The organism is Nonomuraea sp. NPDC049695 (genome assembly GCF_040674955.1).
Taxonomy (GTDB): domain Bacteria; phylum Actinomycetota; class Actinomycetes; order Streptosporangiales; family Streptosporangiaceae; genus Nonomuraea; species Nonomuraea helvata.
In genome coordinates, this window is the sequence record NZ_JBFANV010000017.1 from 107017 (window position 1) to 133432 (window position 26416).

Here is a 26416-nt window from a genome sequence, read left to right on the forward strand (position 1 = left end):
CGAAGAGCGCTCGGGTCCCGGCCCGAGCCCCGCCGGGGCTCCTTCAGGCCGGCTCACGAGGCCGTGTACGCAAGAGCAAGGGCCCGGCAACGAGCCGGGCCCTCGACCAGATCGGCCGCGCTAGTCCAGCGCCGCCAGCACCTCGTCCGGGACGTCGAAGTTGGCGAAGACGTTCTGCACGTCGTCGCTGTCCTCCAGCGCGTCGATGAGGCGGAACACCTTCTTGGCCCCCTCCTCGTCCAGCGGCACGCTCATCGTCGGCAGGAAGCTCGACTCCGCGGAGTCGTAGTCGATCCCCGCCTCCTGCAGCGCCTTGCGCACCGGCACGAGGTCACCGGCCTCGCAGACGACCTCGAAGGAGTCGCCGATGTCGTTGACCTCCTCGGCGCCCGCGTCGAGCACGGCCATCAGCACGGTGTCCTCGTCGAGCCCGTTCTTGGGGACGATCACGACGCCCTTGCGGTTGAACATGTAGGAGACCGAGCCCGGGTCGGCCAGCGAGCCGCCGTTGCGGGTCAGCGCCACGCGCACCTCGGAGGCGGCGCGGTTGCGGTTGTCGGTGAGGCACTCGATGAGCACCGCGACGCCGCCGGGCGCGTAGCCCTCGTACATGATCGTCTGCCAGTCGGCGCCGCCGGCCTCAAGGCCGCCGCCTCGCTTGCGGGCCCGCTCGATGTTGTCGTTGGGCACGGAGTTCTTCTTCGCCTTGAAGATGGCGTCGAAGAGGGTGGGGTTGGCGTCCGGGTCAGGGCCACCGGTCCGTGCCGCCACCTCGATGTTCTTGATGAGCTTCGCGAACAGCTTGCCCCGCTTGGCGTCGAGCGCGGCCTTCTTGTGCTTCGTCGTCGCCCATTTGGAGTGGCCGGACATTACCTAGAGCTCCCTCACCATGTCTACGAAGTAACGGTGCACGCGCGTGTCCCCGGTCAGCTCAGGGTGGAACGACGTCGCGAGCAGCGGCCCTTGACGGACCGCGACGATCCTATCCCCAGGCTCGCACCGGCCCAGCACTTCGACGTCGTCGCCGAGGGATTCGACCCAGGGCGCGCGGATGAACACGGCGTGCACCCGCTCCCCCGCGAAGTCCAGATCGGACTCGAACGAGTCGACCTGGCGGCCGAACGCGTTACGCCTGACCACCATGTCGATGCCGCCGATGGTCTGCTGGCCGGCGATGCCGTCCTCGATCCTGTCGGCCAGCATGATCATGCCGGCGCAGGAGCCGTAGGCGGGCATGCCTTCCTTGACCCGCATCCGCAGCGGCTCGAGCATGTCGAACGTCTCGGCGAGCTTCCACATGGTGGTCGACTCCCCGCCGGGGATGACGAGCCCGTCGACCGCGTCCAGCTCGGCCGGCCGGCGCACGGCGGTCGCCGAGGCGCCTGCCTCCTGAAGCATGCGCACATGCTCGCGCACGTCTCCCTGGAGAGCGAGTACACCGATCGTGGGCACAGTCGATCCTTCCGTCTGGGTGCGGGTTCAGACCATTCAACACCAGGATGGCCTGGGATCTTCCTACTGGACCGTCTTGAGGCTACTGGCGCGCTGGTCAGTACGTCGCGACCGTCGCGGCGTCGTGCACCGTGTGGTCGTCGTCCACCCGGGACAGCGCGCGCAGGTGGTGGCGCCTGACGTACAGGATGGCCATGCCGACGAGGCAGCAGACGGCGCCGAGCGCGTACGGGACGGCGACGCCGATCTCCTCGCCCAGCTTGGTGGCGATGAACGGGGCCAGCGCGCCGCCCATCCAGCGCACGAAGTTGTAGCCGGCGGAGGCGACGGGCCTGGGCGCGTCGGAGACCTCCATGGCCGCCTCGGTGAAGACGGTGTTGTTGAGGCCGATGGGGATGCCGGACAGGACGGTGAACACGATGATCCCGGCGTGTCCGGACAGGGCGATGCCGATCTGGAACACGGCGAGCAGCGCCAGCGCCAGGTGGAGCACGTTCACCGAGCCGATCCTGCGCTGCAGCGGCGGCGCGGCGAACACCGAGGACAGCGCCACGCAGACGCCCCAGCCGAAGAAGACGGCGCCGATGCCGTAGGGGGACATGTTCAGGATGAACGGGGTGAAGGCCAGCACCGTGAAGAACGCGAAGTTGTAGAAGAGCGCGGTGAAGGCGGTGGTGGACAGGCCGCCGTGGGCGAGCGCCCTGATGGGGGCGGTGAGGCCGGTCCTGGCCGCCGGCCTGGCCGGCGCCTTGAGCAGGGTGACGATCAGTACGAGGCCGACGGCCATGAGGGTGGCGGTGCCGAAGAACGGGGCCCGCCAGTTCCAGTCGCCGAGCAGGGCGCCCACCAGGGGACCGGCGGAGATGCCCAGGCCGAGCGCGGCCTCGTACAGGATGATCGCCGACTCCGCGCCGCCGCTGGCCGCGCCCACGATGACCGCCAGCGCGGTGGCCACGAACAGCGCGTTGCCGAGGCCCCAGCCGGCGCGGAAGCCGACGAGCTCGGCGACGCTGGTGGAGGTGCCGGCGAGCGCGGCGAACACGATCACCAGCGCCAGCCCGGCCAGCAGCGTCCGCTTGCCGCCGATGCGGCTGGAGACCCAGCCGGTGATCAGCATGGCCACCGCCGTCACCAGGAAGTAGCTGGTGAACAGCAGCGAGACCTGGCTGGGCGTGGCCTTCAGGCCCTGGGCGATGGAGGGGAGGATGGGGTCGACGAGACCGATGCCCATGAACGCCACGACCGCCGCGAACGCGGTGGCCCAGACGGACATGGGCTGGCGAAGGATTCCGCCGCCGGATTGCATGGTGCTCCTTACCGGGGGTTGCTGCCGAGCTTGGCCAGGACCGGCAGCGCCGCCGCGAGCGTGGCGCGCTCGTCGTCGGTGAGGGCGGCCAGTTCCTGGCTGAGATGGGCGATCCTGGCCCGCCGCACGGCGAGCAGCCGGTCGCGGCCCTCGCCGGTCAGCTCGACCGTCCTGACGCGCGCGTCGGCCGGGTCGGAGCCGCGTGCCACCAGGCCGGCGTCCTCCAGCCGGTTGATCTGCACGGTCATGGTGGGGAGCTGGACGGCGTGCTCCTCGGCCAGCTCGGTCATGCGGCGCGGGCCGTGTTCGAGCGAGCCGAGCACGGCGTACTGCTGGCTGGTGACGGGCTGGCCGGCGACGGTGCGCCGGAGCAGGAGGACCAGGTGGCGCAGCACCGTGGAGACCTGCTCGGCCAGGCGGGTGGGATCGTCCCTCATACTTAGCCCAACTAACTTAGCCTGGCTAATATTCCACTCGGAGAAAGGGCGGCACCCCTGGTGGGGATGCCGCCCTCTGCGGAGGTTACGGGCGCTCGGTCTCCCAGCGGACCGTGTCCTCCACCGTCATGTCCTGCGCGGCGCGCAGCGACGGGTCCATCGGCCGCAGGTACGTCTGCTGCACCCCCGGCACCCGGTCCTCCACGACGAACGTGGCCCGCGTGTAGACCTCGGCCCCGGTCTCCTGCACCCGCGGCACCACCCTGAAGTCCGCCGTCATCTGCTCTCGCTCGATCTTGGTCAGCACGTAGCCGCGCTGGTTGTTGTAGAACTTCAGATGCGGATTGATCTTCAGGAACGGATGCGTGGCCGGGTCCGAGTCGGCGCCGTCGCCGCCGGTCGAGATCGAGGTGGCCACCAGCTCGGACCCCACCGAGGGCCCGGTCGGGTCGTCGTAGTCCAGCTTGAGGTCGCTGGCCCAGTGCGCGTGCACGTCGCCGGTCAGCACCACCGCGTTGCGCACCTTGGCGTCCACCCAGCCCTGCGTGATGCGCTGCCGGGAGGCCACGTAGCCGTCCCAGGCGTCCATGCTGGTGACCTTGGCGGGGCCGGCGTTGTTGTCACGCTGGGCGAAGAACACCTGCTGGCCGATGATGTCCCACTGCGCCCGCGACTTGTGGAAGCCGTCCACCAGCCACGCCTCCTGCTCCGACCCCGTGATCGAGCGCGCCGGGTCCACGGCGGCCGGGCAGTCGCGGTAGCCGTCGCCGCAGCCCTGGTCGTCGCGGTACTGGCGGGTGTCGAGCATGTGGAACGTGGCCAGGCGCCCCCACCGGATGCGCCGGTAGAGCTGCATGTCGATGCCCCGCGGGATGGAGGTGCGGCGCAGCGGCATGTTCTCGTAGTAGGCGCGGAAGGCGGCCTCGCGCCTGGCCAGGAAGTTCGGCTGGGGGACCTCGGGCTTCTCGGGGATCTCGTCGGCCCAGTTGTTGTCGACCTCGTGGTCGTCCCACACCACCAGCCACGGCGCGGCGGCGTGCGCGGCCTGGAGGTCGGGGTCGGCCTTGTACTGGGCGTGGCGCTGGCGGTAGTTCGCCAGGGTCTCCGTCTCGGGGCCCTCGTGGTCGCGGACGTTGCCGCCGGGGATGGTGTAGGTGTCCTTGGTGTACTCGTACTGGTAGTCGCCCAGGTGCAGGACGAGGTCCGGGTGGTCCTCGGCCAGCCTGCGGTACGAGGTGAAGTAGCCGTGCTCGTACTGGGCGCACGAGACGAACGCCATGGCCAGCGGGCCCCCGTACGAGAGCGGGTGCGGGGCGGTGCGGGCGCGCCCGACCGGCGAAACGTACCTGCCGACGCGGAAGCGGTACCAGTAATCGCGGTCGGAGCTCAGCCGGTCGACCTCGACGTGCACGCTGTGGCCCCACTCGGGAGTGGCCACGCTGACGCCCGAGCGAACGATGCGGCGGCAGTGCTCGTCGGCGTAGACCTGCCACTGCACCGTGAACGGCCGCTGCGGCATGCCGCCGAACCCGTCCTCGGCCAGCGGCTGCTGGGCGAGCCTGGTCCACAGCACGAAGCCCTCGTGGTCGGGGTCCCCGGAGGCGACGCCCAGCGTGAACGGGTCGGTGGTCAGGTCGCGGGAGGCGGCGGCGTACGCGGCGGTGGCGGGGATGGTCGCGGCCGCGCCTGCGGCTAACCCCGTGACGAGGAAGTGCCGGCGGTTCAGCTTGGACATGGTGCTCCTGTGACGCTCGAGGGTGAGGGGGACGCCGGGTAGCTTTACTGAGGATCATGACTGCGGGGTGAACATCACACAACACGAAAAAGGCGACATCCTTCGTGGATGTCGCCTCTTCCGGCAATTTTCACCGTCGCTTCGTGGTGCACCCTGCCTGCCGTACCGACAGGCACCACTCCCTGCAGCGAGCCGCGGAACGCGTCCCGCCACGTGTGATCATGTCACGTGGAAAGCTCAGATGACCTGCAACGACGCGCCGACTACCAGCCGCGCTCGGCCAGGCGGTGCGGCTGCGGGATCTCGTCGACGTTGATGCCGACCATGGCCTCGCCCAGGCCGCGCGAGACCTTGGCGATGACGTCGGGGTCGTCGTAGAACGTGGTGGCCTTGACGATGGCCGCGGCGCGCTTGGCCGGGTCGCCCGACTTGAAGATGCCCGAGCCCACGAACACGCCCTCGGCGCCGAGCTGCATCATCATCGCGGCGTCGGCCGGGGTGGCGATGCCCCCCGCGGTGAACAGCACGACCGGCAGCTTGCCGGTCTTGGCCACCTCGGCGACCAGCTCGTACGGGGCCTGCAGCTCCTTGGCGGCGACGTACAGCTCGTCCTCGGGCAGCGAGGTGAGTCGCTTGATCTCGGCGCGGATCGTGCGCATGTGGGTGACGGCGTTGGAGACGTCACCGGTGCCGGCCTCGCCCTTGGAGCGGATCATCGCCGCGCCCTCGGTGATGCGGCGCATGGCCTCGCCCAGGTTGGTGGCCCCGCACACGAACGGCACGGTGAACTGCCACTTGTCGATGTGGTTGGCGTAGTCGGCCGGGGTCAGCACCTCCGACTCGTCCACGTAGTCGACGCCGAGCGCCTGCAGCACCTTGGCCTCGACGAAGTGGCCGATGCGGGCCTTGGCCATCACGGGGATCGACACGGCGCTGATGATGCCGTCGATCATGTCGGGATCGCTCATCCTGGACACGCCGCCCTGGGCACGGATGTCGGCGGGCACGCGCTCGAGGGCCATCACGGCGACCGCGCCGGCGTCCTCAGCGATTTTGGCCTGCTCGGGGGTGACGACGTCCATGATGACGCCGCCCTTGAGCATCTCGGCCATGCCGCGCTTGACACGGGCGGTTCCGGTGACGGGGGTGCTTTCAGGCGTGCTGGTGGACACGGTCATCCTCACGGCTCTCACGGCTGGTCGGTAAGTTATCAACCCCATGGTAGGTCCTGATGGACCCCTCCCCCGACATGCCAAGATGTCAGGATTTATCGCCGTACTTAGACACATCGGCGACCAAGAATCGCCCTAGGGGATGACGGGCTTGCGGCTGGCCAGCGCGATCCACACCTGGCCCGGCGCGAAGTTCATCGGCTCGCCGCTCTCCGTGGTGAACGTCGTGCCGACGTCCTCCGATTCCCGCTCCCAGTTCGCGTTGTACGCCTTGCCGTCGCGCAGCACGACCGCCTTGCCCTTGCCCGTGGTGTGCACGAGCGGCGTGTAGCTCTGGTTCTTGTCGTGGAACTCCGAGCGCTCGGTCTTGGTGTACTGCACGACGATCGTGGGCGCGCTCAGCTGGCCGCCCTCCGCCGCCATGTCCTTCTTGCCGTCCTGCCAGATCAGCCACTGCTGCTTCTCCTCCGACCAGGCGAAGGTGAAGCGCGCCGCGGGCCACTTGACCGTGTACGACTTCTTGTCCACGCCGCCCTCGGCGGGAGCGTCGCCGAAGGTGAGGCCGATGTCCTTGGCCTTGCTCGCCTTGGGCGCCTTGGACAGGAGATCCTTGGTGTTGGCGAACAGGTTGTAGGGGGCGAAGCGGCCGGGCTGACGGAAGAACGCACCCGGATTGCGCGTGTCACCCACGTCGAACAGCGACGCCTTGGCCACGAACGGCAGCATCTTGGTCTGCACGCCCGAGTAGGCGAAGGCCGGCTTGCCGAACTGCGGCGTGATGTGCAGGTCGGAGATGCGAGCGCTGCGGACGGGGCCCACCTTGGCGGGCAGCTTGGAGGAGAAGATCGCCATGAGCCGGGTCAGGCCCGCCTCGACCTGCTCGATGTAGACGAGGTCCGCGCTCTTGAGCCCGAGCTGCGGCTTGCCCGCCGCGGTGTTCTCGATCTTCACCGCGAGCACCGGCTTCAGCGCGTCGTACGGCTTGCCGGTGAACGGGTGCCCCTTGGCCTCCTCCGTGGGCTCCTCGCTGGGCGCCGCCGTGGCCGCCTGCGGCGCCTTCCCCGGAGCGGGCTCGTCCGAGGAGCAGGCCGCCACGGGCAGCAGCACGGACGCGCCCGCCAGTGTGACCGTGATCAACCGGGATAGCCGCACGTCAAACACACTCCTCGCTTCAGCCCAGAAAACGGGATGAAGCTTACTGGCTTCCTCAAATCAGGTCATTCAGTTGCCATAGTCGCCGGCGGATTGTCATCAATCTCGAAGAATCGCGGATATTCCGTATGCCCCGCCAGGCGCAGGGTTCTGGCAAGCCAGCGCCGCTGAGCCGTACGGGTGACCGCCACGGCGTTGTTGTAGAAACGGCGCGAGTAGACCACCTTGGCGACGGCGGCGTCGAGCTCCTCCAGCAGGTCGCCGCCGCCCGGCGACTCCGAGAGCTTCTCCCTGAACCGCTCCTGGTCCACGGCGGCGCGCAGGGCACGCGACAGGTCGCTCTCGGCGTGCTCGCGCTCCTCGGGCCCGGCCGTCCTCGCCTCGTGCGCCGCGGCGGCCAGCACCAGGGACGTGGCGGGGTCGAGCAGGCGCGATCCGGCCAGCTCCAGCACCACCGCCCTGCGCCGCATCAGCGCGGCGTCCAGCGACTCCTGGGCCAGCTCGAGCCGGATGTGCAGGCGGTCGAGCCGGCCCGCCCGCCAGGAGATGTAGACGGCCGCGAGCACCACGACGATGCCCACGATCAGCACGATCATGGTCGAGGTCAACGGTCACCCTCCACACGCCCACAAGCGCGCCGTAGCGTCACAGGTCCTCCTCCACGCGTCCGGCGCCGCCCGTGGTGACGGTCTCGTAGACGCGTACGACGTCGCGCGCCACCGTCGACCAGTCGTACTTCCGCACCGCCACCAGCGCTTCGGCGGCCAGCTTGGCGCGGCGCTCCGGCGCGTCGAGCAGCGCCGCGGCCTCCCGCGCCAGGGAGGCCGCGTCGCCGTTGGCGAACAGCGCCCCCGCCTGCCCGTCGCCGAGCACCTTGCGGAAGGCCGGGATGTCGCTGGCCAGCACCGTCGCCCCGGACGCCATGGCCTCGGCCAGCACGATGCCGAAGCTCTCGCCCCGCGTGTTGGGGGCGCAGAAGACGTCGACCGAGTGGTACGCGCGGATCTTGTCGGCCTCGCTCACCATGCCCAGCACGGTCACCCGGTCGTGGAACTGCTTGGGCACCCGCTCGTACACGTCCTTGGCGTCGCCCGGCCCGGCGATCAGCAGCTTCACCCGGGGCCGCTCGGCCGCCAGCGTCCTGAACGCGTCGAGCAGGATCGGCAGGCCCTTGCGCTCCTCGTCCATCCGGCCCAGGAAGCCGATCGTGGTGCCGTCGGGCCCCCAGCCGTCGAGCGGCTCGGCCTCGGTGTAGCGGGAGACGGTGACGCCGTTCGGGATCAGCACGGCGTCGCCGCCGAACTGCTCGACCAGGCTCTTGCGGGCCGCGTCGGAGACCGCGATGCGGCCCATCAGCTTCTCCAGCGCGCTGCGCAGCAGCGGCTCGGCCACCGCGATGGCTCGCGAGCGCGTGAACGACGCGTGGAACGTGGCCACGATCGGCCCCCTGGCCGCCCAGCAGGCCAGCACGCCCAGGCTCGGGATCAGCGGCTCATGGATGTGCAGCACGTCGAACTCCCCGGTGCGCACCCACCGCCGCACCCGCGCGGCCGACAGGAAGCCGAACGACATCCTGGCCACCGACCCGTTGTACGGCACCGGCACGGCCCGGCCCGCGCCCGTCACGTAGGCGGGCAGCTCGTCGTCGTCGGCCGCCGGCGCGATCACCGAGACGTCGTGCTCCTGCGCCATCAGAGCCTGGGCCAGGTCGTCGATGTGCTGTTTGACCCCGCCCGGCATGTCCCACGAATAGGGGCAGACAATGCCGATTCTCATCGCGGGAGGTCTTCCAGCCACAGCCGCTGCAACATGTGCCAGTCCTCCGGATGCTCGGAGATGCCCTTCTCGAAGACGTCGGCCAGCGCCTGGGCCACCGCCGCGACCTTCTCCTGCCTGGTGCCCTCGGCGGGGACCGGGATCTCCTCGTGGATGTGGATGCCCCAGTCGTCGCCCACGTTGTAGACGATGGCCGGCAGCAGCGCGGCCCCCGTCTGCACGGCCAGCAGCGGCGGCCCAGCGGGCACCTTGGTGGCCGCGCCGAAGAAGCGCACCTCGACGCCGCTCTTGGTCAGGTCGCGCTCGGCGGGCAGGCACACCACTCCGCCCCTGCGCACCCGGATGGCCAGCGTGGCGAAGTTGTGCCCGTCGCCGCCGGTGAGCGGCAGCACCTCCATGCCGAGCCCCTCGCGGAAGGCCACGTACCGGCGGAACAGCGACTCCGGCTTGAGCCGCTCGGCCACGGTCGCGAACGGGTGGCCGACGCCCACCAGCCACGCGCCCGCCTGGTCCCAGTTGCCCATGTGCGGCAGCGCCAGCACCACGCCCCTGCCGGCCGCCACGGTGGTGTGGACGTGCTCGGCGCCGATGACGTGGGTGCGGCGCACGATCTCCTCGACGTCCATCGACGGCAGCCGGAAGATCTCGTGGAAGTAGCGGAAGTACGAGCGCATGCCCGCCCTGCTGAGCTCGCGCAGCTCACGGCTGCCCACGTCGAGCCCGGTCACCCTGGCCAGGTTGGACTCCAACCGGCTCACGGACCTGCCCCGCCTGCGCCAGATCCGGTCGGCCAGGAAGCGGAAGACCGCGGCCGTCGGACGCTCGGGCAGCAGCGGCACGAGCTTCCACCCGGCCGCGAAGCCCGCGGCGACGACGCGGTCGCCGAAAGACGCGTTATCGCTCATCTCTCCTCGTCTGCTGGTAGACCGCCACCACACGCTGCGCCACGGTGATCACGCTGGCCGCCGCGAGCAGCCACATGCCCACAGGCAGGATGTACGGAACCCCGAGCCCCGAGAAACAGGCCGCGACGAGCGCCACGACCAGCCGCTCCGGCCGCTCGGCCAGCCCCACGTCGGCCGTCAGCCCGAGCCCCTCCGCCCTGGCCTTGGCGTACGAGACGAGGGCGCCCGCGATCAGGCACACCAGCGTCACCGCGGCCATCAGCGTGTCATGCCGGGAGATGAAGTAGAGGATCAGCCCGGCGAAGATGGCGGCGTCGGCCACCCGGTCGAGCGTGGAGTCGAGGAACGCCCCCCAGGTGGAGCCGCCCTTCCCGCCGAGCCTCGCCACCACTCCGTCGAGCAGGTCGAACAGCACGAAAACGGTGATCACGAGGGCGCCCCAGGTGAGCTGCCCCAGGGGGAAGAAGAGCAGGGCCGATACCACCGTGCCGAGGGTGCCGATCGCCGTGACGGCGTTCGGGCCGATCCCGCGGCCGACGAGGGCCCTGCCCAGCGGGGTGAGTATCCGGGTCATGGCCGGGCGCAGGAGTTTGAGCATCGCCGTCCGATCGTAGGCCATGGAACGCCTGACAACTTTCTTTGCCCCGCCCCCCTTGTGATATCCGCCACACGGGTATTTGGTGAACACACCGCGTCCATGCGGTTTCTGTCACCTTCCGCGCGGGTGCGGTCACGGGATCGTCGCCTGCACTGAGGAGCGGAGAAGCGTAGCGACCAGCGTTGAGGGAAGTCGACGGGTCCCGGCGTCGGAGCCGAAGCCTCACGTGGTGGGGCCGTGAAAACAGGAGGCCGAAGTGGCAGAACGGAACCCAGGCGCCGTGGGAGCCGCGGGCAGGGCACCCGCGGCCGACAGGGCGGATGCGATACGCAATGTCGTACTGGTCGGCCACTCAGGAGCGGGTAAGACGACCCTCGTCGAGCAGTTGCTGACCGCGACGGGCACCGTCCAGCGCCCGGGACGCGTGGAGGACGGCAACACGGTCAGCGACTTCGACGAGGTCGAGGTGCGGCAGCAGCGGTCGGTGAACCTCGCCGTGGCGCCGCTGGTCCACAACGGCATCAAGGTCAACCTGATCGACACCCCGGGCTACGCCGACTTCGTGGGCGACCTGCGCGCCGGGCTGCGCGCGGCGGACGCCGCGCTGTTCGTGGTGTCGGCCGCGGAGGGGATCGACGGGCTGACGCAGATGCTGTGGGAGGAGTGCGCCCAGGTCGGCATGCCGCGGGCGGTCGTGATCACCAAGATCGACCACCAGCGGGCCGACTTCGACGAGGTGCTCGCCACCTGCCAGGACGTCTTCGGCGACGGCGTCGCGCCGCTCTACCTCCCGGTGATCACCAACGGCAACGTCAACGGGCTGATCGGGCTGCTGTCCGAGAAGTTCTACAACTACGCCACGGGCACGCGTACGGAGAAGGAGCCCGGCGCGGAGTACGCGGCGCAGATCGAGGAGCGCCGCGGCGAGCTGATCGAGGGGATCATCCAGGAGAGCGAGGACGAATCGCTCATGGAGCGGTACCTCGGCGGCGAGCACCTCGACACCAAGGTCCTCGTGGCCGACCTGGAGAAGGCCGTCGCGCGCGGCAGCTTCTACCCGGTGCTGTGCAGCGGGCTCGGCGTCGGCGCCGAGGAGCTGCTGGAGATCGTGACGCAGGGCTTCCCGTCGCCTCTCGAGCATCCCATGCCGGAGATCACCGACCTGTCGGGCAAGCCGGTCAAGTACATCACGTGCGATGCGGACGGCCCGCTCGTGGCCGAGGTCGTCAAGACCACCAGCGATCCGTACGTGGGCCGCATCAGCCTCGTACGCGTCTTCTCCGGCACACTGCGCCCCGACATGACCGTGCACGTGTCCGGCCACGGCCTGGCCGACCGCGGGCACGAGGACCACGACGTGGACGAGCGCATCGGCACGCTGACCAGCCCGCTGGGCAAGCAGCAGCGCCCGGCGGCCAAGGGCGTCGCGGGTGACATCGTGGCGGTGGCCAAGCTGTCGCGGGCCGAGACCGGGGACACGCTGTCCGACGCCGACCACCCGCTGCTGATGACCTCGTGGGCCATGCCCGACCCGCTGCTGCCGGTGGCGATCAGGGCCAGGTCGAAGGCCGACGAGGACAAGCTGGCGCAGGCCCTCGGCAGACTGGTGGCCGAGGACCCGACGCTGCGCCTGGAGAACAACGCCGAGACCAAGCAGCTCGTGCTCTGGTGCATGGGCGAGGCGCACACCGACGTGCTGCTCGACCGCCTGTCCAAGCGCTACGGCGTCGAGGTGGAGCGGGTCGAGCTGCGGGTGCCGCTGCGCGAGACGTTCGGCGGCAAGTGCCAGGCGATGGGTCGCAACGTCAAGCAGACCGGCGGCCACGGCCAGTACGCGATCTGCCATCTCGAGGTCGAGCCGCTGCCGTCGGGCGCCGGGTTCGAGTTCGTGGACAAGATCGTCGGCGGCGTGGTGCCGCGGCAGTTCATCCCGTCGGTGGAGAAGGGCGTGCGGGCCCAGATGGAGCGGGGCGTCGTGGCCGGCTACCCGATGGTGGACGTGCGCGTCACCCTGTACGACGGCAAGGCCCACTCGGTCGACTCGTCCGACATGGCCTTCCAGATCGCGGGCCAGCTCGCGCTCAAGGAGGCGGCGTCGAAGGTGCCGACGCTGCTGCTGGAGCCGGTGGACGAGCTGTCGGTGCTGGTGGCCGACGATTACGTGGGGTCGGTGATGTCCGACCTGTCGTCGCGGCGCGGCCGGGTGCTCGGCACCGAGCCGGTCGGCACCGGGCGCACGCTGGTCAAGGCGGAGGTGCCCGAGCTGGAGATAACGCGGTACGCCATCGACCTGCGATCCATGTCACACGGCACCGGGACGTTCCAGCGGACGTTCCTGCGCTACGAGCCGCTGCCGCCGAACCTCGCGAGCAAGCTCGCATCCGCCGGGGAGTAGGGCCTGGCGCGAGGCTGTGAGGAGCCGGGAGGGACATTGTTCCCTCCCGGCCCAGCCCAGCTCTTTTGTCACAGTAATATCACGAGTCGATTTCGATTTTCCGGCCTGAGCATCCCGGAGCAGGTGCCACACTGGGTGGCATTATGCGAACTGGACGCCCACTCCTGGCCGCTGCCGCCCTCGCGGTCGTCACCACCGCCGCCGCATATGTCTTCGGCCCCGGAGCCGGGGAGAGCCCAGCAGCGAGCAAGAAGAAGACGGCCGTCGCCGCCGCCCCGGTCGCGGCCTGCAAGGCCGACGCCCGCTATCCCAAGCGCCAACTGCGCGGGTTGTGGATCGCCACGACCACCAACCTCGACTGGCCCTCCAAGCCCGGGCTCTCGCCCGACCGGCAGCGGGCCGAGTACGTCAAGATCCTGGACGCCGCCGCCAAGCGCAACTTCAACGCGGTCTTCGTCCAGGTACGGCCCGCCTCCGACGCGCTCTACAAGTCGTCGCTGGAGCCGTGGACGCAGTACCTGACGGGCAAGGCGGGCAAGGACCCGGGGTGGGATCCGCTGCCGTTCCTCATCGACGAGGCGCACAAGCGGGGCATGGAGTTCCACGCCTGGTTCAACCCGTACCGCGCCTCCTACGGCGACGACCCCGCCAAGCTGCCCGCCGACCACCCGGCCCGCCGGCATCCGGACTGGACGGTCAAGTACGGCGGCCGCCTCTACTACAACCCGGGCCTGCCCGCCGTCCGCGACCACGTGACCAAGGTCATCACCGATGTGGTGTCCCGGTACGACGTGGACGGGGTGCACTTCGACGACTACTTCTACCCGTACCCGGAGCCTGGGCAGACGTTCGACGACTCGGCGGCGTTCGCGAAGTACGCCGACGGCAAGAAGCTGGCCGCCTGGCGGCGCGAGAACGTCAACAAGCTCGTCGCCCAGGCGGACAAGGCCGTCCACGCCACCAAGGGCTACGTCAAGTTCGGCATCAGCCCCTTCGGCATCTGGCGCAACAAGTCCAACGACCCGACCGGCTCCGACACTTCGGGCATGTCCGCGTACGACTCGATTTATGCGGACGCGCGCGCCTGGATCAAGGCGGGCACCGTCGACTACGTGCTGCCCCAGCTCTACTGGCCGCGCGGTCACAAGCTGGCCGACTACGACACGCTGGTCTCCTGGTGGTCCAAGGAGGTCAAGGGCACGGACGTGCAGCTGTACATCGGCGAGGGGCTCTACCGGGTCGGGGCCAAGGACGACCGGGCCTGGACGAAGCCGGGCGAGCTGGCCGCCGAGGTGGGCTCGAACCGGGAGCACAAGCAGGTCAAGGGTGACGTCTACTTCAGCGCCGTCAACCTGCTCGCCAACCCTCTCGGCGCGATCGACCGCGTCGCCAAGACCTACTACGCCCGTCCCGCCCTGCTGCCCCTGATCGAGGAGCGCGGCGGCGACGCCCCGGCCCCGCCCGCCGGGGTGAAGGCCGCCGGCTCCCAGCTGTCGTGGACGCCTTCCCAGGGGGCCCGGGCGTACGCGGTGTACCAGGTGCCGAAGTCCGGCAAGGACTGCCACAGCACGGACGCCCGCAACCTGGTGGCCATCGTCACCAGCCCGTCGTTCACGGCCAAGTCGGAGGGCACCTACCTGATCACGGCGCTGGACCGGCTCCAGCACGAGAGCAAGGGGGTCAAGGCGAAGGTGGAGGCCGTCTGACCTCGTGACGGCGCCGGGGACACGCCTCGGCCACCCCGTCCCCGGCACCCGCCGACATGCCTGACCCGTCGCACCAGGGAAACGGTGCACGTGATACATGCGGCGCATGAGAGGGTAGTCGGGTCTGGTGGCGCCGGAACATGACCTTGCTCTACCGTGCCACGCAACATCGATCGCGGGAGGTCATCGGGTGAGGCGCGCGCTAGTCGTACTGGCCGTGCTGATCGGCCAGATACTGGCCGGTCAAGGGCTGTTCACCGGACCGGCCCAAGCAGCCGGACAGGAGACCGCCGGCCGGGTGGCGCTCATCGGCGTGTCCGGGCTGCACTGGAACGACCTCACCCAGGCCGACACCCCCAATCTGTGGGAGCTGGCCAGGTCGAGCGCGATCGGCTCGCTGTCCATTCGCACCGTCGGCAGCGTGACCTGCCCCTACGACGGATGGCTGACCGTGTCGGCGGGCACCAGGTCGGCGGCCGGATACTGGTGCGGCGCGCCCCCCACGCCCGAGCAGCAGGGCGCGGGCGCGGTCATCCCCGACTACCGCTACCTCACCGACGTCGCCGGGCAGCGCAACGCCGGCGTCCTGGGCGAGTCGTTGAAGGCGGCCGGGCAGTGCTCGATCGCGATCGGTCCCGGCGCCGCTCTGGCGCTGGCCGACCGGGAGGGCGCGGTCCAGCGGTACCACCCGTCCCCGCTGCAGGTCGGCACCGCGGACCTCCAGCAGTGCCGGATGATCGCCATGGACGTGGACGACCTGGTGCTCCCCTACCTGACCGGCGGGAAGCTGCCCAAGGTGCCCGACGCGCTCAGCCCCGCCGAGCGCCGCGACGCGCTGCGGATGGCCGACGCCAAGGCGGGCGCGCTGCTGTCGGTCCTGCCCGCCGACACGACGGTGCTGCTGGCGGGCCTGGCCGACACCGGCTCCGTGCCCCATCTGCGGGTGGCCGCGCTGCGCGAACCCGGCGCGCAGGGGCATCTGCTGGGCGCGGCCTCCACGCACCGTGAGGACATCTCGATCCTGCCCGACCTGACCGCCACCGTGCTGACCAAGCTCGGCGTGCCGGTCCCGAGCACCGTGATCGGCGTGCCGCTGCAGGTGGGCGGCCCCGGTGCGACGTTCCAGCAGCTCCAGCGGGCCGACGCCACCGCGCAGGCCATCCGCTCGATCAAAGGCATCTACTTCACGGCCGTGGCGGTGCTGCAGGTGCTGTTCTACCTGGTCGCGTTCCTGCTGCTGCGCCGCCGCAAGGGCCTGGCACCGGTACGTTTCGCGGCCGTCGCCCTGGCCGCCCTGCCCGTCTCCAGCTACCTGGTCAACCTGCTGCCCTGGTCGAGCCTGCCGCAGCTGGTCGCCGGGGTGCTCGGGTGGGCCGCGGTCGTCACCGGGGTGGCGTTCGCGGGGCCGTGGCGGCGCAGGCCGCTCGGCCCGCTGGCGGTGGTGGCCGGGCTCACCGCGCTGACGCTGGCGGGTGATCTGCTGACCGGTACGACGTTGCAGCTCAACAGCGTGATGGGCTACAGCGCCGACGTCGGGGCCCGCTACTACGGGCTGGGGAACATCCCGTTCGCGCTCCTGGCCACCGGCACCCTCCTCGCCACCACGGTCATCGCGCACCGGTGGCCCGGCAAGGTGGGGCTGGCCGCGATCGTGGTCCTGGGGGCGTTCGCGATGGTCCTCGGCGGGTCCGGGATGGGGAGCGACTTCGGCGGCGTGATCGCGTTCGTGCCGGGCATCGCGGTGACCGCGCTGATCCTGGCGGGCAAGCGGGTCTCGCTGGTGAAGCTGGGCGCGTTCCTGGTGGCCGGCGGGGTGATCGTGATGACGTTCGCCTGGCTCAACTACCTGAAGCCGGCGGACGAGCAGACGCACCTGGGCCGGTTCGTGGGGCAGGTGCTGACCGGCGAGGCGTTCGACGTCATCCTGCGCAAGCTGCAGGCCATGCTGGCCACTCTGCTCAGCCCCAACCTGATGCCGATCGTGATCGCCGCCGCCGCGTTCCTCGTGTACGCGATCATGCGGCCCGAGCAGGCGTCCGCCGGTGTGGTGCCGGCGGCGTTCGAGCACTCCCCCGCGCTGCGTGCCGGGCTGATCGGCACGCTGGTCAGCGGCGTGGTGGGCATGCTCGTCAACGACTCGGGCGCGGCCGTGCTCTCCATGGCGCTGGCGCTGGCCGTACCGCTCCTGCTGGCCACCGGCATCGGAGCCCTGCGGCGCGACCGCGAGCAGGTCGCCGGATCCGTCTCGGACTTAACGCCCGCGACGAAGTGACGCCGCCCCGGGGGTAGCGGGGCGGGGCGGGGGCGCGTGCGGCGTACGGGCTGCCCGCGCGTCGCAGGGGCCGTGGCGGGCCAGAGGCCGTGGCGGGCCGGGAGTCAGTCCCAGGCGTCGGCGAGCAGCTGGCGGGTGTCGCGGAGCAGCTGCGGCAGGACCTTGGTCTGGGCGACGACCGGCATGAAGTTCGTGTCGCCGCCCCACCTGGGCACCACGTGCTGATGCAGGTGCGCGGCGATGCCCGCCCCGGCGACGTGGCCGAGGTTCATGCCGACGTTGAAGCCCTGCGCCCCGCTGGCCTTGCGCAGCGCGCGCAGCGACTTCTGCGTGAACTCGCCCAGCTCCACCAGCTCGGCCGCCACCAGCTCGTCGTAGTCGGACACGTGCCGGTAGGGGACCACCATCAGGTGGCCGGAGTTGTACGGGTAGAGGTTGAGCACGGCGTAGACCGTCTCGCCCCTGGCGACGATCAGGCCGTCCTCGTCGCTCATCTTGGGGATCGCGTCGAACGGGCAGCCGTCCTCGGGGCCGTTGCCCGTCGGTTTGTTCTCGCCCTTGATGTAGGCCATGCGATGCGGGGTCCACAGACGCTGGAAGTTGTCGGGGGCCCCTGCCCCTGCCTGATCGTGCATAACTAGCAGCATAGGACCCCGGACGAACAGGAGTCTCTTTCGGCGGGCTCGTCAGCCGCCGGCCAAGTAAGCCGGGAAAAAGAGAGAACGGCGGAGCCGTTGGCTCCGCCGTTCTCTCAACAACGGGTCAGACCTGGACGCGGCGCTCCACAGCACTGACGATCTCGGCGATGGCCTCGTCGATCGCGACGCCGTTCTTCTGCTCCCCGCTCCGGTAACGGAACGACACGGCGCCGTTGGCGATGTCCTCGTCGCCGGCCAGCAGCATGTACGGGACCTTGGCCTTCTGCGCGTTGCGGATCTTCTTCTGCATCCGGTCGTCGGAGGCGTCCACCTCGATCCGGATCCCGCGCTCGCGCAGCTTCTTGGCCACATCCTGCAGGTACGGGATGTGCGCGTCGGCGATCGGGATGGCCGTCACCTGCACCGGCGCGAGCCAGGCCGGGAAGGCGCCCGCGTAGTGCTCGGTGAGCACGCCGAGGAACCGCTCGACCGAGCCGAACAGCGCCCGGTGGATCATGACCGGGGTCTGCCGGCTGCCGTCCGCCGCCTGGTATTCCAGCCCGAAGCGCTTGGGCTGGTTGAGGTCGAGCTGGATGGTGGACAGCTGCCACGTGCGGCCGATCGCGTCCTTGGCCTGCACGGAGATCTTCGGCCCGTAGAACGCCGCGCCGCCCGGGTCGTCGACCAGCTCCAGCCCCGACTCGGTGGCCACCTGGTGCAGCGCCTGGGTGGCCTCCTCCCACTCGGCCGGGTCGCCGATGAACTTGTCGGAGTCGTCGCGGGTGGACAGCTCGAGGTAGAAGTCCTCCAGGCCGAAGTCACGCAGCACGCTGAGCACGAACCTCAGCAGTGACTTGATCTCATCGGCCATCTGCTCCCTGGTGGTGTAGATGTGCGCGTCGTCCTGCGTCATGCCGCGCACCCGGGTCAGCCCGTGCACCACACCGGACTTCTCGTACCGGTAGACCGAGCCGAACTCGCACAGCCGCAGCGGCAGCTCGCGGTAGGACCGCCCGCGCGCCCTGAAGATCAGGTTGTGCATCGGGCAGTTCATCGGCTTGACGCGGTATTCGATGCCCTCCAGCTCGAAGGCCGGGAACATGTCGTCGGCGTACCAGGGCAGGTGCCCCGAGGTCTCGAACAGCGACGACTTGGTGATGTGCGGCGTGTTGACGAACTCGTAGCCCGCCTCCGCCTGCCGCCGGCGCATGTAGTCTTCCATCTCCTTGCGGATGATCCCGCCCTTGGGATGGAAGATCGGCAGGCCGCTGCCCAGCTCCGGCGGGAAGCTGAACAGGTCGAGCTCCGCGCCCAGCTTGCGGTGGTCGCGCTTTTCGGCCTCCTCCAGCAGCTTGAGGTATTCGTCCTGCTTGTCGCGGGACTCCCAGGCGGTGCCGTAGATGCGCTGGAGCTGCGGGTTCTTCTCGCTGCCGCGCCAGTAGGCGCCGCCCGAGCGCATCAGCTTGAACGCCGGGATCGACCTGGTGGACGGCACGTGCGGGCCGCGGCACAGGTCCTTCCACTGCAGCTCGCCGCTCTTGGGGTCGAGGTTGTCGTAGATGGTGAGCTGCCCGGCCCCCACCTCGACCGACTCCTCGTCGGCGGCGCCGCCCTTGAGCCCGATCAACTCCAGCTTGTACGGCTCAGCCGCCAGCTCCTCGCGCGCCTCGTCGTCGGACACGGGCCGGCGGGAGAACAGCTGCCCCTGCTTGACGATCTCCCGCATGCGCTTCTCGATGCGCTTGAGATCGTCCGGGTGGAACGCCTGGGCGACGTCGAAGTCGTAGTAGAACCCGTTGTCCACGGGCGGCCCGATGCCCAGCTTGGCCTCGGGGAACAGCTCCTGCACCGCCTGCGCCATGACATGGGCGGTGGAGTGGCGGACGATCGCCCGGCCTTCCTCGCTGGAGATGTCGATCGGCTCGACCACGTCACCCTCGGACAGCGGGTGGGCCAGGTCGCGCGCCTCACCGTTGACCCTGGCCGCGATGACCGTGCGGCCGTCGGCTTCGAGTGCCTCGCCGGCCGTCGTGCCGGCCGCCACCACACGCTCGGCTCCGGCGAGGGTGATGTGTAGCTCGGCTGACACGGTGACTCCCTTTGATCGCGCCCCGGCGCTCGACACCGGAGCTGCTTCGATGGTGAACACCGATGCTATCGCGGGTGAAACCCCAGCTTTGTCAGCTCCTGCCGGCTCCCGTGGAAGACGTTGCGGTCGAGCGGACTGTGGACGTATTGGTGGATCGTCCAGTCTCGCCAGGGCCGCGGCGTTATGGGCCGGCCGCGCGGTCTCTCCGGAGCGGCGATCCACAGCGGGTATTCGCCCAGGCCCGCGCAGTTCCCGTCGCGCGCGAACGACAGGAAGGTGTAGACGAACGGCCGCACGCCGCCGTGCCGCTCGATGTGGTGGCACCAGCGGCGCGCGTAACGGGCGACCTGCTCGGGCCGGAGCCCGTCGTTGGTCTCCAGGTCGAGGGCGACCAGGTCCCCGCGGCGCAGCCCGCCGGCGGACCTGATCGTGGCCAGGAAGTGCCGCGCCTGCTCGACGGGATCGCCCTTGGGCCTGGCGAAGTGGTACGCGCCGCAGACGAGCCAGCTCTCGCGCATGCCGTTCCAGTTACGCGCGAACCGTTCGTCGGTGTAGTCGCCGCCCTCGGTGGCCTTGGCGAACGCGAAGGACACCCCATCCTCCGCGTGATCGGCCCAGTCGACGGTCCCCTGCCAGTTGGACACATCAATGCCATGGAGCAACCGGTTCACCCCGCCGAAGCTTATTGAGCTGTCTCCTGATCAGCCCTTTGCCGCGCCGATCAGGAGGTTGCGCGTGCGGTCCTTGGCCGCGAACACCGACCCCACGAAGTCGGTCACGCCGGCCTGCCGCAGCTGGTCGATCTTCGCCAGCACGGTGTCCTCGTCGCCGACGATCGCGATGTCACCCGGGGTGGCCGCGCCCTCCTTGTCGAGCATCGCACGGTAGGAGGGGAGCTGTCCGTAGATGGCGAAGATCTCGTTCGCGCGATCGACGGCGGCGGCGGGGTCGTCGGTGACGCAGATCGGCAGCGCGCAGACGATCCTGGGCGCCTCCCGGCCCGCCTCGGCGGCGGCCGCGTTGATGGTGGGCGCGACGTGCTCGGCGACCGTCCTGGGGCCGGTCATCCAGAGGACGGTGCCGTCGGCCACGGTGCCCGCGAGCTTGAGCATGCGCGGTCCGAGCGCGGCGATCAGCACGGGGAAGCCGGCGCCCGGCGTCGTGAGCCGGAGGTCGGCCTTGAGCGTCTCGCCCTCGTACTTGACGTGCTCGCCCCTGCGGGCCGGGAGCAGGATGTCGAGGTACTCCTTCATGTGCCGGTAGGGGCGCTCGTAGCTGTAGCCGTACATGCCCTCGATGACCAGCTGGTGTGACAGGCCGATGCCCAGCGCGAGACGCCCGCCGAGTGCGGCGTTGGCGGTCATGGCCTGCTGGGCCAGAACGGCCGGATGGCGCGGGTAGGTAGGCACGACGGCGGTGCCGAGCTCGATGCCGGGCACCTGGCAGCCGGCGGCGGCCAGCGCGGTCAGCGCGTCGAAGCCGAAGATGTTGGAGAGCCAGGCGGAGGTGAAGCCGTCCTGCGCCGCCTGGGCGATCTGGTCGCGCAGCCCGCCGATCGGGTCTGGCCCTTTCGGCTCGGTCAGGTAGTAGCCGAATCTCATGACAGAACCCCGTTCTAGTGACTGAGGCGACTGTACCTTCCCACGCCGACGTGCGGTCATCCGCCGGGCCGGGCCGGATTTGTAAAGTGGCCTTTATGACGCACGAACGCGCAGGACAGCCCGCCCAGCCCGCCGATCTCGTGGACGTCGCCAGGCTCGTGACGTCCTATTACGCCCTGCATCCCGATCCCGGCGACGCGGGGCAGCGGGTGGCGTTCGGCACGTCGGGGCACCGGGGGTCGTCGCTGAAGACGGCGTTCAACGAGGACCACATCCTGGCGACCACTCAGGCCATCTGCGAGTACCGGCGGTCGAAGGGGACCGACGGGCCGCTGTTCCTCGGCATCGACACGCACGCGCTCTCCGAGCCCGCGCGGGTGTCGGCGCTGGAGGTGCTCGTGGCCAACGGGGTCGAGGTGCTGATCGACACGCGCGACGGCTACACGCCGACCCCGGCCGTCTCGCACGCCATCCTGCGGCACAACCAGGGGCGGACCACCGGGCTGGCGGACGGCGTCGTGATCACGCCGTCGCACAACCCGCCCGGTGACGGCGGCTTCAAGTACAACCCGCCGCACGGGGGCCCCGCCGACACCGACGCGACCACGTGGATCCAGGACCGCGCCAACCGGCTGCTGGCGAACGGGCTGGAGAGCGTGCTGCGGGTCTCGTACACGAAGGCCGTGGGCGCGGCGGGACGTTACGACTTCCTCGGGATGTACGTGGACGACCTGCCGTCCGTGATCGACCTGGACGCGATCCGGGCCGCCGGGGTGCGGATCGGGGCCGATCCCCTGGGCGGGGCCAGCGTGGCGTACTGGGGGGAGATCGCCGAGCGGCACCGGATCGATCTGACCGTGGTCAATCCGCTGGTGGATCCGACGTGGCGGTTCATGACGCTCGACTGGGACGGCAAGATCCGGATGGACTGCTCGTCGCCGTACGCGATGGCCTCCCTGATCGCCAACCGGGACAAATACGATATTTCCACCGGAAACGACGCCGACGCGGACCGGCACGGCGTCGTCACCCCCGACGGCGGCCTGCTGAACCCCAACCACTACCTCGCCGTCGCCATCTCCTACCTCTACACGCACCGCGACGGCTGGCCCGCCGACGCCGGGGTGGGCAAGACCATGGTCAGCAGCCAGATCATCGACCGGGTCGCGGCCTCTCTGGGACGGCGGCTCTATGAGGTGCCGGTCGGCTTCAAGTGGTTCGTCCCGGGACTGCTGGACGGGTCGCTGGGCTTCGGGGGCGAGGAGAGCGCGGGCGCGTCCTTCCTGCGGCGGGACGGGTCCGTGTGGTCGACCGACAAGGACGGGATCATCCTGGCGCTGCTGGCCTCGGAGATCCTCGCCGTCACGGGCAGGTCGCCGAGCGCGCACTACCGTGAGCTGGTCGAGCGGTTCGGGGAGCCCGCGTACGCCCGGGTGGACGCCCCGGCGACGCGCGAGGAGAAGGCGGTGCTCGGGAAGCTGTCGGCGAAGCAGGTGACGGCGTCGTCGCTGGCGGGCGAGCCGATCACGGCCGTGCAGACCGCCGCGCCCGGCAACGGGGCGGAGCTGGGCGGGGTGAAGGTCTCGACGGAGAACGCCTGGTTCGCGGCGCGGCCTTCGGGGACGGAGGACGTCTACAAGATCTACGCCGAGTCGTTCCGGGGGACCGACCACCTGGCCAAGGTCCAGGAAGAGGCCCGCTCCCTGGTCTCCGACGCCCTCGGCTGACCGCACCGCCCCCGGCCGCGCGGCTCAGCGGCCGGGGGTCAGTTCGGGCGCGGTGTCGGTGGTCATGCCGGTGCGGCCGAGGTCGGCGCGGCGGCCGGCGGCCACCCCGTCCCGGTAGCCCGTGCCGCTCGTACGGGGCACGCTCACCCGGATGTTCGGATAGTGGGCCGCCACCACTCGCTCCACCTCGGCCCGGCGGTCGGCCAGGACGAGCGCGGCGCCCGTACTGGCCTCCTCCGCCTGGGACTCGGCCACGCGCAGCAGCCGGTACACCTCGTCCGTGAACCCCAGCAGCCACGACCGCCGGTACGCCCGCACGGCGGTCACGTCGCCGGGCACCCGTACGCGCGCCAGCCCGCTCGCCATCTGCAGCAGCAACGACGTGGCGAGCAGGTCGGCCCGCTCCAGATCGGCGGCGAACCCGAACACGTGCACCCGCTGGCCGCCCGCCTCCCCCCGCCCGATGAGCAGCGGACGGCACCGCACGGCCTGCGCCACCAGGCTGACGAGGCGGGCCTTCTCCCTGGACCAGGGGTTGGGCAGCGTGACGATCCGGTCGCCGGGCGCCTGCCGCGTGCCCGCCGGAGGGAGCGAGTCGATGCCGTGCTTGGCCATCAGCGCCGACGCGGCCGCCATGAACGTCGCGCGCTCGTGCTCGTTGTCCGTGCGTTCGGCCTTGGCCAGGAGTTTCCTGACGCGTTCGAGCGTGCGCTCCCGCAAGCGTGCTCCCCCTACGACTTGGTCAGCACCCTCCCGTCGGCCGCGATGGCGGGGAAGGCGCCCGTGTCGACGATGCCGTGCTGCTGGAACAGCGCCTCGATGAGGGCGTGCGCCTGCGGCTCGAGCTTCCACAGGGAACGATACTCGCGCGCCGTGGCCAGCGAGATGCCGATCTCCTGGGCGATGTCCACCGTACGAGGCACGATGCCCTTGGCGATCTGGCGGTCCCAGTACGCGCGGGCCTGGCGCATCAGCGCCGCCCGCTGGGCGGTGTCGACCACCTGCGGGGTGGTGTCGAGCACCTCGACGTCCTCGTCCTCCTCCTCGACGAGCTCGGCCAGCGCGGGCGGCAGCGCCGGGCGGGCGGGCACCGGGCGCTGCTCGGGCTCCGGCTCCCACGGCACGCGGGGGTCGGCGTCGATGAGGGCGGTGGTGTTGTACAGGGCGGCGATCTGGGCCAGCAGCGCCTCCTGGCGGGCCTGGTCGACGGCCAGGCCGGTGTGCTCGACGGCCTGGTCCATGGCCTTGTCGAGCTTGGCCAGCGCGGCGCGCATCTTGCGCTCGGAGGCGCCTCCCTCGCGCAGCGCCTTGGCCCGCTTGGCGGCCAGCGCGACGCGGGTCAGCCTGCGGTGCGCGTCGACTTCGCTCGCCGTACGGTCGCTGACCTCGGCCAGCCCCATCCTGACCAGCAGCCGCTCGGGCGTCAGACGCCAGTTGATGCGGCCGGTGCCGCGGATGCGGTGGCGTTCGATGGCCATGCCGCGCTCCCACAACCAGGCGGCCACGAGGGGGGCGGCGAGCCTGAACACCGCCTCGGGGAGGCTGCGCGCGTCCATGCTGGACAGCACGGCGGTCAGGCACGTCAGTGCCCACACGGCGATGCCGTCGATCCCGGCGGAGAAGTTCTCGCGCATGTTGCGGCGGGCGCGCACCGCGCTCGTGATGATCGCGACCTCGATGAACGCGAACAGCAGCAGCCTGAGCGGCCCGTCCAGGCCCAGCACGTCGCCGGAGAAGCGCCACATGCCCTGCGCGGACACGCCGGTGGCGATGGAGGCGGCGACGACGGTCAGCACGTCCTCAATGGGACGGGGGGCGACGTATCGCGCGAACAACCAGGCGCAGGCGCGCCAGGCGATCCTGAGCACCAGGAACGCCAGCACCAGCCCCGCCAGGCTCAGCAGCGCGATGACGGCGGTGGCGAGCGGCTTCTCGGTGACGAAGGCTGTTATTTCCTCAAATGTCGGCATCAGTCACTATCCGTGATGGCTCAAACTCCGGCTCTATGCGACGAGATCATCGCAGAATGTCGTCATCTTGTACGCCAAACGACGGCTGGCGCCCCATTTTGCCCCTGTTTCCCTGCTGTTCCGGGCTTGCGGGGAGGTGTGGCAGACGATCCGAGAGCGGCTCCGGCGATGACGAGGGGCCGGGGCAGGGTGACACGGTACTGGCCGGAAATCCTCCTTTGGTAGGGCAACATCCGTCGTTCCTGATGGGACCATCTATGCAGGGATTTATCCCGACATGGTGTGATGCATCCCATCAGGACGGATATCGATGTCAGACAATGAGTTCCCACTCGTCCAGTTCATGCGTGAGGGGTTCGACCCCGTAGGCGAACTCGGGCGCATCCGCGCCGAGCACCCGGTCTTCCCCATGGAGATCCCCGGCGGCCAGACCGTGTACCTCGTCTCTCGCTGGGAACACGTACGGGGCGTCCTGAGCGACCACGAGCGCTTCAGCAACGACTTCGCCGGGGTGATCGGCCTCGGCTCCAACCAGGAGGACCCGGGCGGCCTGGGGTTCCGCGACCCGCCCGAGCACACGCGGCTGCGCAAGTACCTGACTCCGGAGTTCACCATGCGCCGGCTGCGCAGGCTGGAGCCGCGCATCGAGGCGATGGTCGAGGAGTACCTGGACCGCATCGAGGCCAAGGGCTCCCCGGTGGACCTGGTCGAGGAGTTCGCGCTGCCGATCCCGTCGCTGGTGGTGTGCGAGCTGCTCGGCGTCCCGTACGAGGAGCGCGCGGACTTCGTGAAGATCAGCAAGGACCGGTTCGACCTCTCGGCCGGGCCGGAGGCGTCGCTGCAGGCGATCAACGACGCCATGACGTACCTGATCGACCTGGTCGCGCGGGAGCGGCAGAACCCGGGCGAGGGGCTGCTCGGCCAGCTGCTGCGCGAGCACGGTGACGAGCTCGACGACCGTACGCTCGCCAGCATGGCCGACGGGCTGCTGACCGGCGGGCACGACACCAGCACGAGCATGCTCGCCCTCGGCACCCTGTGGCTCCTGCGCAACCCCGAGCAGGCCGCCAAGGTGCGCGAGGTCGACGGGTACGTCAACGACGTCGTCGAGGAGCTGCTGCGCTACATGACGGTCGTCCAGGTGGCCTTCCCGCGCTTCGCCCGCGACGACCTCGAGCTGCACGGCGTGCCGATCAAGAAGGGCGAGATGGTGCTCTGCTCGCTCACCGGCGCCAACCGCGACCCCGCCCTGGGCGAGAACATGGACGAGGTACGGCCCGGCAGGGAGACGGCGGGCTCGCACATGGCGTTCGGCCACGGCATCCACCGCTGCATCGGCGCGCCGCTCGCGCAGATGGAGATGCGCATCGCCTTCCCCGCCCTGCTGCGCCGCTTCCCGGGGCTGCGCGTCGCGGGCGAGGTGCCGTTCAGGGAACTCGCCATCGTCTACGGGGTCAAAGAGCTACCCGTCGCCTGGTAGAGGGG

General features: G+C 70.1%; 22 protein-coding genes. 5 read left to right on the forward strand and 17 right to left on the reverse strand.

Annotation, left to right across the window (positions count from 1 at the left end; all coding sequences use genetic code 11):
- Positions 1-120 precede the first annotated feature (120 nt).
- The 11 genes from AB0J64_RS17720 to pgsA form a co-directional block, all read right to left on the reverse strand.
- A complete protein-coding gene (locus tag AB0J64_RS17720) occupies positions 121-870 on the reverse strand; it encodes a YebC/PmpR family DNA-binding transcriptional regulator (RefSeq protein WP_364027761.1) in 750 nt (249 codons plus the stop codon).
- 3 nt (positions 871-873) lie between these two features.
- Positions 874-1452, reverse strand: coding sequence for a pyridoxal 5'-phosphate synthase glutaminase subunit PdxT (pdxT, locus tag AB0J64_RS17725; protein WP_344994755.1), 579 nt, complete (start codon positions 1450-1452; stop codon positions 874-876).
- 97 nt (positions 1453-1549) lie between these two features.
- A complete protein-coding gene (locus AB0J64_RS17730) occupies positions 1550-2725 on the reverse strand; it encodes an MFS transporter (RefSeq protein ID WP_364027765.1) in 1176 nt (391 codons plus the stop codon).
- Between the two features lie 41 nt (positions 2726-2766).
- The gene (locus tag AB0J64_RS17735; RefSeq protein ID WP_357605189.1) at positions 2767-3195 is read right to left on the reverse strand and encodes a MarR family transcriptional regulator; all 429 of its coding nucleotides are present in this window, start codon (positions 3193-3195) and stop codon (positions 2767-2769) included.
- An 85-nt stretch (positions 3196-3280) separates the two neighbouring features.
- A complete protein-coding gene (locus AB0J64_RS17740) occupies positions 3281-4930 on the reverse strand; it encodes an alkaline phosphatase D family protein (RefSeq protein WP_364027769.1) in 1650 nt (549 codons plus the stop codon).
- A 263-nt stretch (positions 4931-5193) separates the two neighbouring features.
- Positions 5194-6108: a pyridoxal 5'-phosphate synthase lyase subunit PdxS gene (pdxS, locus tag AB0J64_RS17745; protein WP_344996011.1), complete on the reverse strand. Its 915-nt coding sequence runs from the start codon at positions 6106-6108 to the stop codon at positions 5194-5196.
- Between the two features lie 129 nt (positions 6109-6237).
- Positions 6238-7254, reverse strand: a complete 1017-nt coding sequence (locus AB0J64_RS17750) for a DUF3048 domain-containing protein (protein WP_364027772.1) — start codon at positions 7252-7254, stop codon at positions 6238-6240.
- Positions 7255-7319: 65 nt separating this feature from the next.
- Positions 7320-7862 (reverse strand): hypothetical protein, encoded by a 543-nt coding sequence (locus tag AB0J64_RS17755; RefSeq protein WP_364027775.1) that lies wholly within the window; start codon positions 7860-7862, stop codon positions 7320-7322.
- A gap of 37 nt (positions 7863-7899) precedes the next feature.
- Positions 7900-9030: a glycosyltransferase family 4 protein gene (locus AB0J64_RS17760; protein ID WP_364027778.1), complete on the reverse strand. Its 1131-nt coding sequence runs from the start codon at positions 9028-9030 to the stop codon at positions 7900-7902.
- Complete coding sequence (locus AB0J64_RS17765; RefSeq protein ID WP_364027781.1) at positions 9027-9935, reverse strand: phosphatidylinositol mannoside acyltransferase; 909 nt, start codon at positions 9933-9935, stop codon at positions 9027-9029. Before AB0J64_RS17765 ends, AB0J64_RS17760 begins: the two co-directional genes overlap by 4 nt.
- Positions 9925-10554, reverse strand: a complete 630-nt coding sequence (pgsA, locus tag AB0J64_RS17770) for a phosphatidylinositol phosphate synthase (protein WP_364027784.1) — start codon at positions 10552-10554, stop codon at positions 9925-9927. Before pgsA ends, AB0J64_RS17765 begins: the two co-directional genes overlap by 11 nt.
- 235 nt (positions 10555-10789) lie before the next feature.
- On the opposite strand from pgsA, the gene AB0J64_RS17775 reads away from it, so the two are divergent.
- The 3 genes from AB0J64_RS17775 (at position 10790) to AB0J64_RS17785 (ending at position 16906) form a co-directional block, all read left to right on the forward strand.
- A complete protein-coding gene (locus AB0J64_RS17775) occupies positions 10790-12928 on the forward strand; it encodes an elongation factor G-like protein EF-G2 (protein ID WP_364027787.1) in 2139 nt (712 codons plus the stop codon).
- Between the two features lie 143 nt (positions 12929-13071).
- The gene (locus tag AB0J64_RS17780) at positions 13072-14634 is read left to right on the forward strand and encodes a family 10 glycosylhydrolase (protein WP_364027790.1); all 1563 of its coding nucleotides are present in this window, start codon (positions 13072-13074) and stop codon (positions 14632-14634) included.
- A gap of 190 nt (positions 14635-14824) precedes the next feature.
- Positions 14825-16906: a hypothetical protein gene (locus AB0J64_RS17785; RefSeq protein ID WP_364027793.1), complete on the forward strand. Its 2082-nt coding sequence runs from the start codon at positions 14825-14827 to the stop codon at positions 16904-16906.
- Positions 16907-17010: 104 nt separating this feature from the next.
- Here AB0J64_RS17785 and AB0J64_RS17790 read toward each other — a convergent pair whose 3' ends face one another.
- The 4 genes from AB0J64_RS17790 to AB0J64_RS17805 form a co-directional block, all read right to left on the reverse strand.
- Entirely contained in the window at positions 17011-17541 is a 531-nt protein-coding gene (locus AB0J64_RS17790; RefSeq protein WP_344994723.1) for an HIT domain-containing protein, read from the reverse strand.
- 127 nt (positions 17542-17668) lie between these two features.
- Positions 17669-19669 carry a threonine--tRNA ligase gene (thrS, locus tag AB0J64_RS17795; protein ID WP_344996008.1) on the reverse strand — a complete coding sequence of 667 codons (2001 nt, stop codon included), beginning with the start codon at positions 19667-19669 and terminating at the stop codon, positions 17669-17671.
- A gap of 29 nt (positions 19670-19698) precedes the next feature.
- Positions 19699-20304 (reverse strand): glycoside hydrolase family 25 protein, encoded by a 606-nt coding sequence (locus AB0J64_RS17800; protein WP_364027796.1) that lies wholly within the window; start codon positions 20302-20304, stop codon positions 19699-19701.
- 30 nt (positions 20305-20334) lie between these two features.
- Positions 20335-21234: a TIGR03564 family F420-dependent LLM class oxidoreductase gene (locus tag AB0J64_RS17805; RefSeq protein ID WP_364027799.1), complete on the reverse strand. Its 900-nt coding sequence runs from the start codon at positions 21232-21234 to the stop codon at positions 20335-20337.
- A gap of 95 nt (positions 21235-21329) precedes the next feature.
- Between AB0J64_RS17805 and pgm the strand changes: the two genes are divergently transcribed.
- Positions 21330-22961: a phosphoglucomutase (alpha-D-glucose-1,6-bisphosphate-dependent) gene (pgm, locus tag AB0J64_RS17810; RefSeq protein ID WP_364027803.1), complete on the forward strand. Its 1632-nt coding sequence runs from the start codon at positions 21330-21332 to the stop codon at positions 22959-22961.
- 24 nt (positions 22962-22985) lie between these two features.
- Here pgm and AB0J64_RS17815 read toward each other — a convergent pair whose 3' ends face one another.
- Positions 22986-23681, reverse strand: coding sequence for a DUF2786 domain-containing protein (locus AB0J64_RS17815; RefSeq protein ID WP_364027806.1), 696 nt, complete (start codon positions 23679-23681; stop codon positions 22986-22988).
- Positions 23682-23692: 11 nt separating this feature from the next.
- On the reverse strand, positions 23693-24931 hold the full coding sequence (locus AB0J64_RS17820; protein WP_364027809.1) for a hypothetical protein: 1239 nt from the start codon (positions 24929-24931) through the stop codon (positions 23693-23695).
- A gap of 310 nt (positions 24932-25241) precedes the next feature.
- On the opposite strand from AB0J64_RS17820, the gene AB0J64_RS17825 reads away from it, so the two are divergent.
- Entirely contained in the window at positions 25242-26411 is a 1170-nt protein-coding gene (locus AB0J64_RS17825) for a cytochrome P450 (protein WP_364027812.1), read from the forward strand.
- Positions 26412-26416 lie beyond the last annotated feature (5 nt).

Coding starts and splice junctions, on each gene's coding strand:
- pdxS (WP_344996011.1), bottom strand. CDS start 6,108: ATGACCGTGTCCACCAGCACGCCTGAAAGCACCCCCGTCACCGGAACC.
- AB0J64_RS17740 (WP_364027769.1), bottom strand. CDS start 4,930: ATGTCCAAGCTGAACCGCCGGCACTTCCTCGTCACGGGGTTAGCCGCA.
- AB0J64_RS17805 (WP_364027799.1), bottom strand. CDS start 21,234: ATGAGATTCGGCTACTACCTGACCGAGCCGAAAGGGCCAGACCCGATC.
- AB0J64_RS17735 (WP_357605189.1), bottom strand. CDS start 3,195: ATGAGGGACGATCCCACCCGCCTGGCCGAGCAGGTCTCCACGGTGCTG.
- AB0J64_RS17765 (WP_364027781.1), bottom strand. CDS start 9,935: ATGAGCGATAACGCGTCTTTCGGCGACCGCGTCGTCGCCGCGGGCTTC.
- AB0J64_RS17720 (WP_364027761.1), bottom strand. CDS start 870: ATGTCCGGCCACTCCAAATGGGCGACGACGAAGCACAAGAAGGCCGCG.
- AB0J64_RS17790 (WP_344994723.1), bottom strand. CDS start 17,541: ATGCACGATCAGGCAGGGGCAGGGGCCCCCGACAACTTCCAGCGTCTG.
- AB0J64_RS17820 (WP_364027809.1), bottom strand. CDS start 24,931: ATGCCGACATTTGAGGAAATAACAGCCTTCGTCACCGAGAAGCCGCTC.
- pgm (WP_364027803.1), top strand. CDS start 21,330: ATGACGCACGAACGCGCAGGACAGCCCGCCCAGCCCGCCGATCTCGTG.
- AB0J64_RS17825 (WP_364027812.1), top strand. CDS start 25,242: ATGTCAGACAATGAGTTCCCACTCGTCCAGTTCATGCGTGAGGGGTTC.
- pgsA (WP_364027784.1), bottom strand. CDS start 10,554: ATGGCCTACGATCGGACGGCGATGCTCAAACTCCTGCGCCCGGCCATG.
- AB0J64_RS17760 (WP_364027778.1), bottom strand. CDS start 9,030: ATGAGAATCGGCATTGTCTGCCCCTATTCGTGGGACATGCCGGGCGGG.
- AB0J64_RS17730 (WP_364027765.1), bottom strand. CDS start 2,725: ATGTCCGTCTGGGCCACCGCGTTCGCGGCGGTCGTGGCGTTCATGGGC.
- AB0J64_RS17780 (WP_364027790.1), top strand. CDS start 13,072: ATGCGAACTGGACGCCCACTCCTGGCCGCTGCCGCCCTCGCGGTCGTC.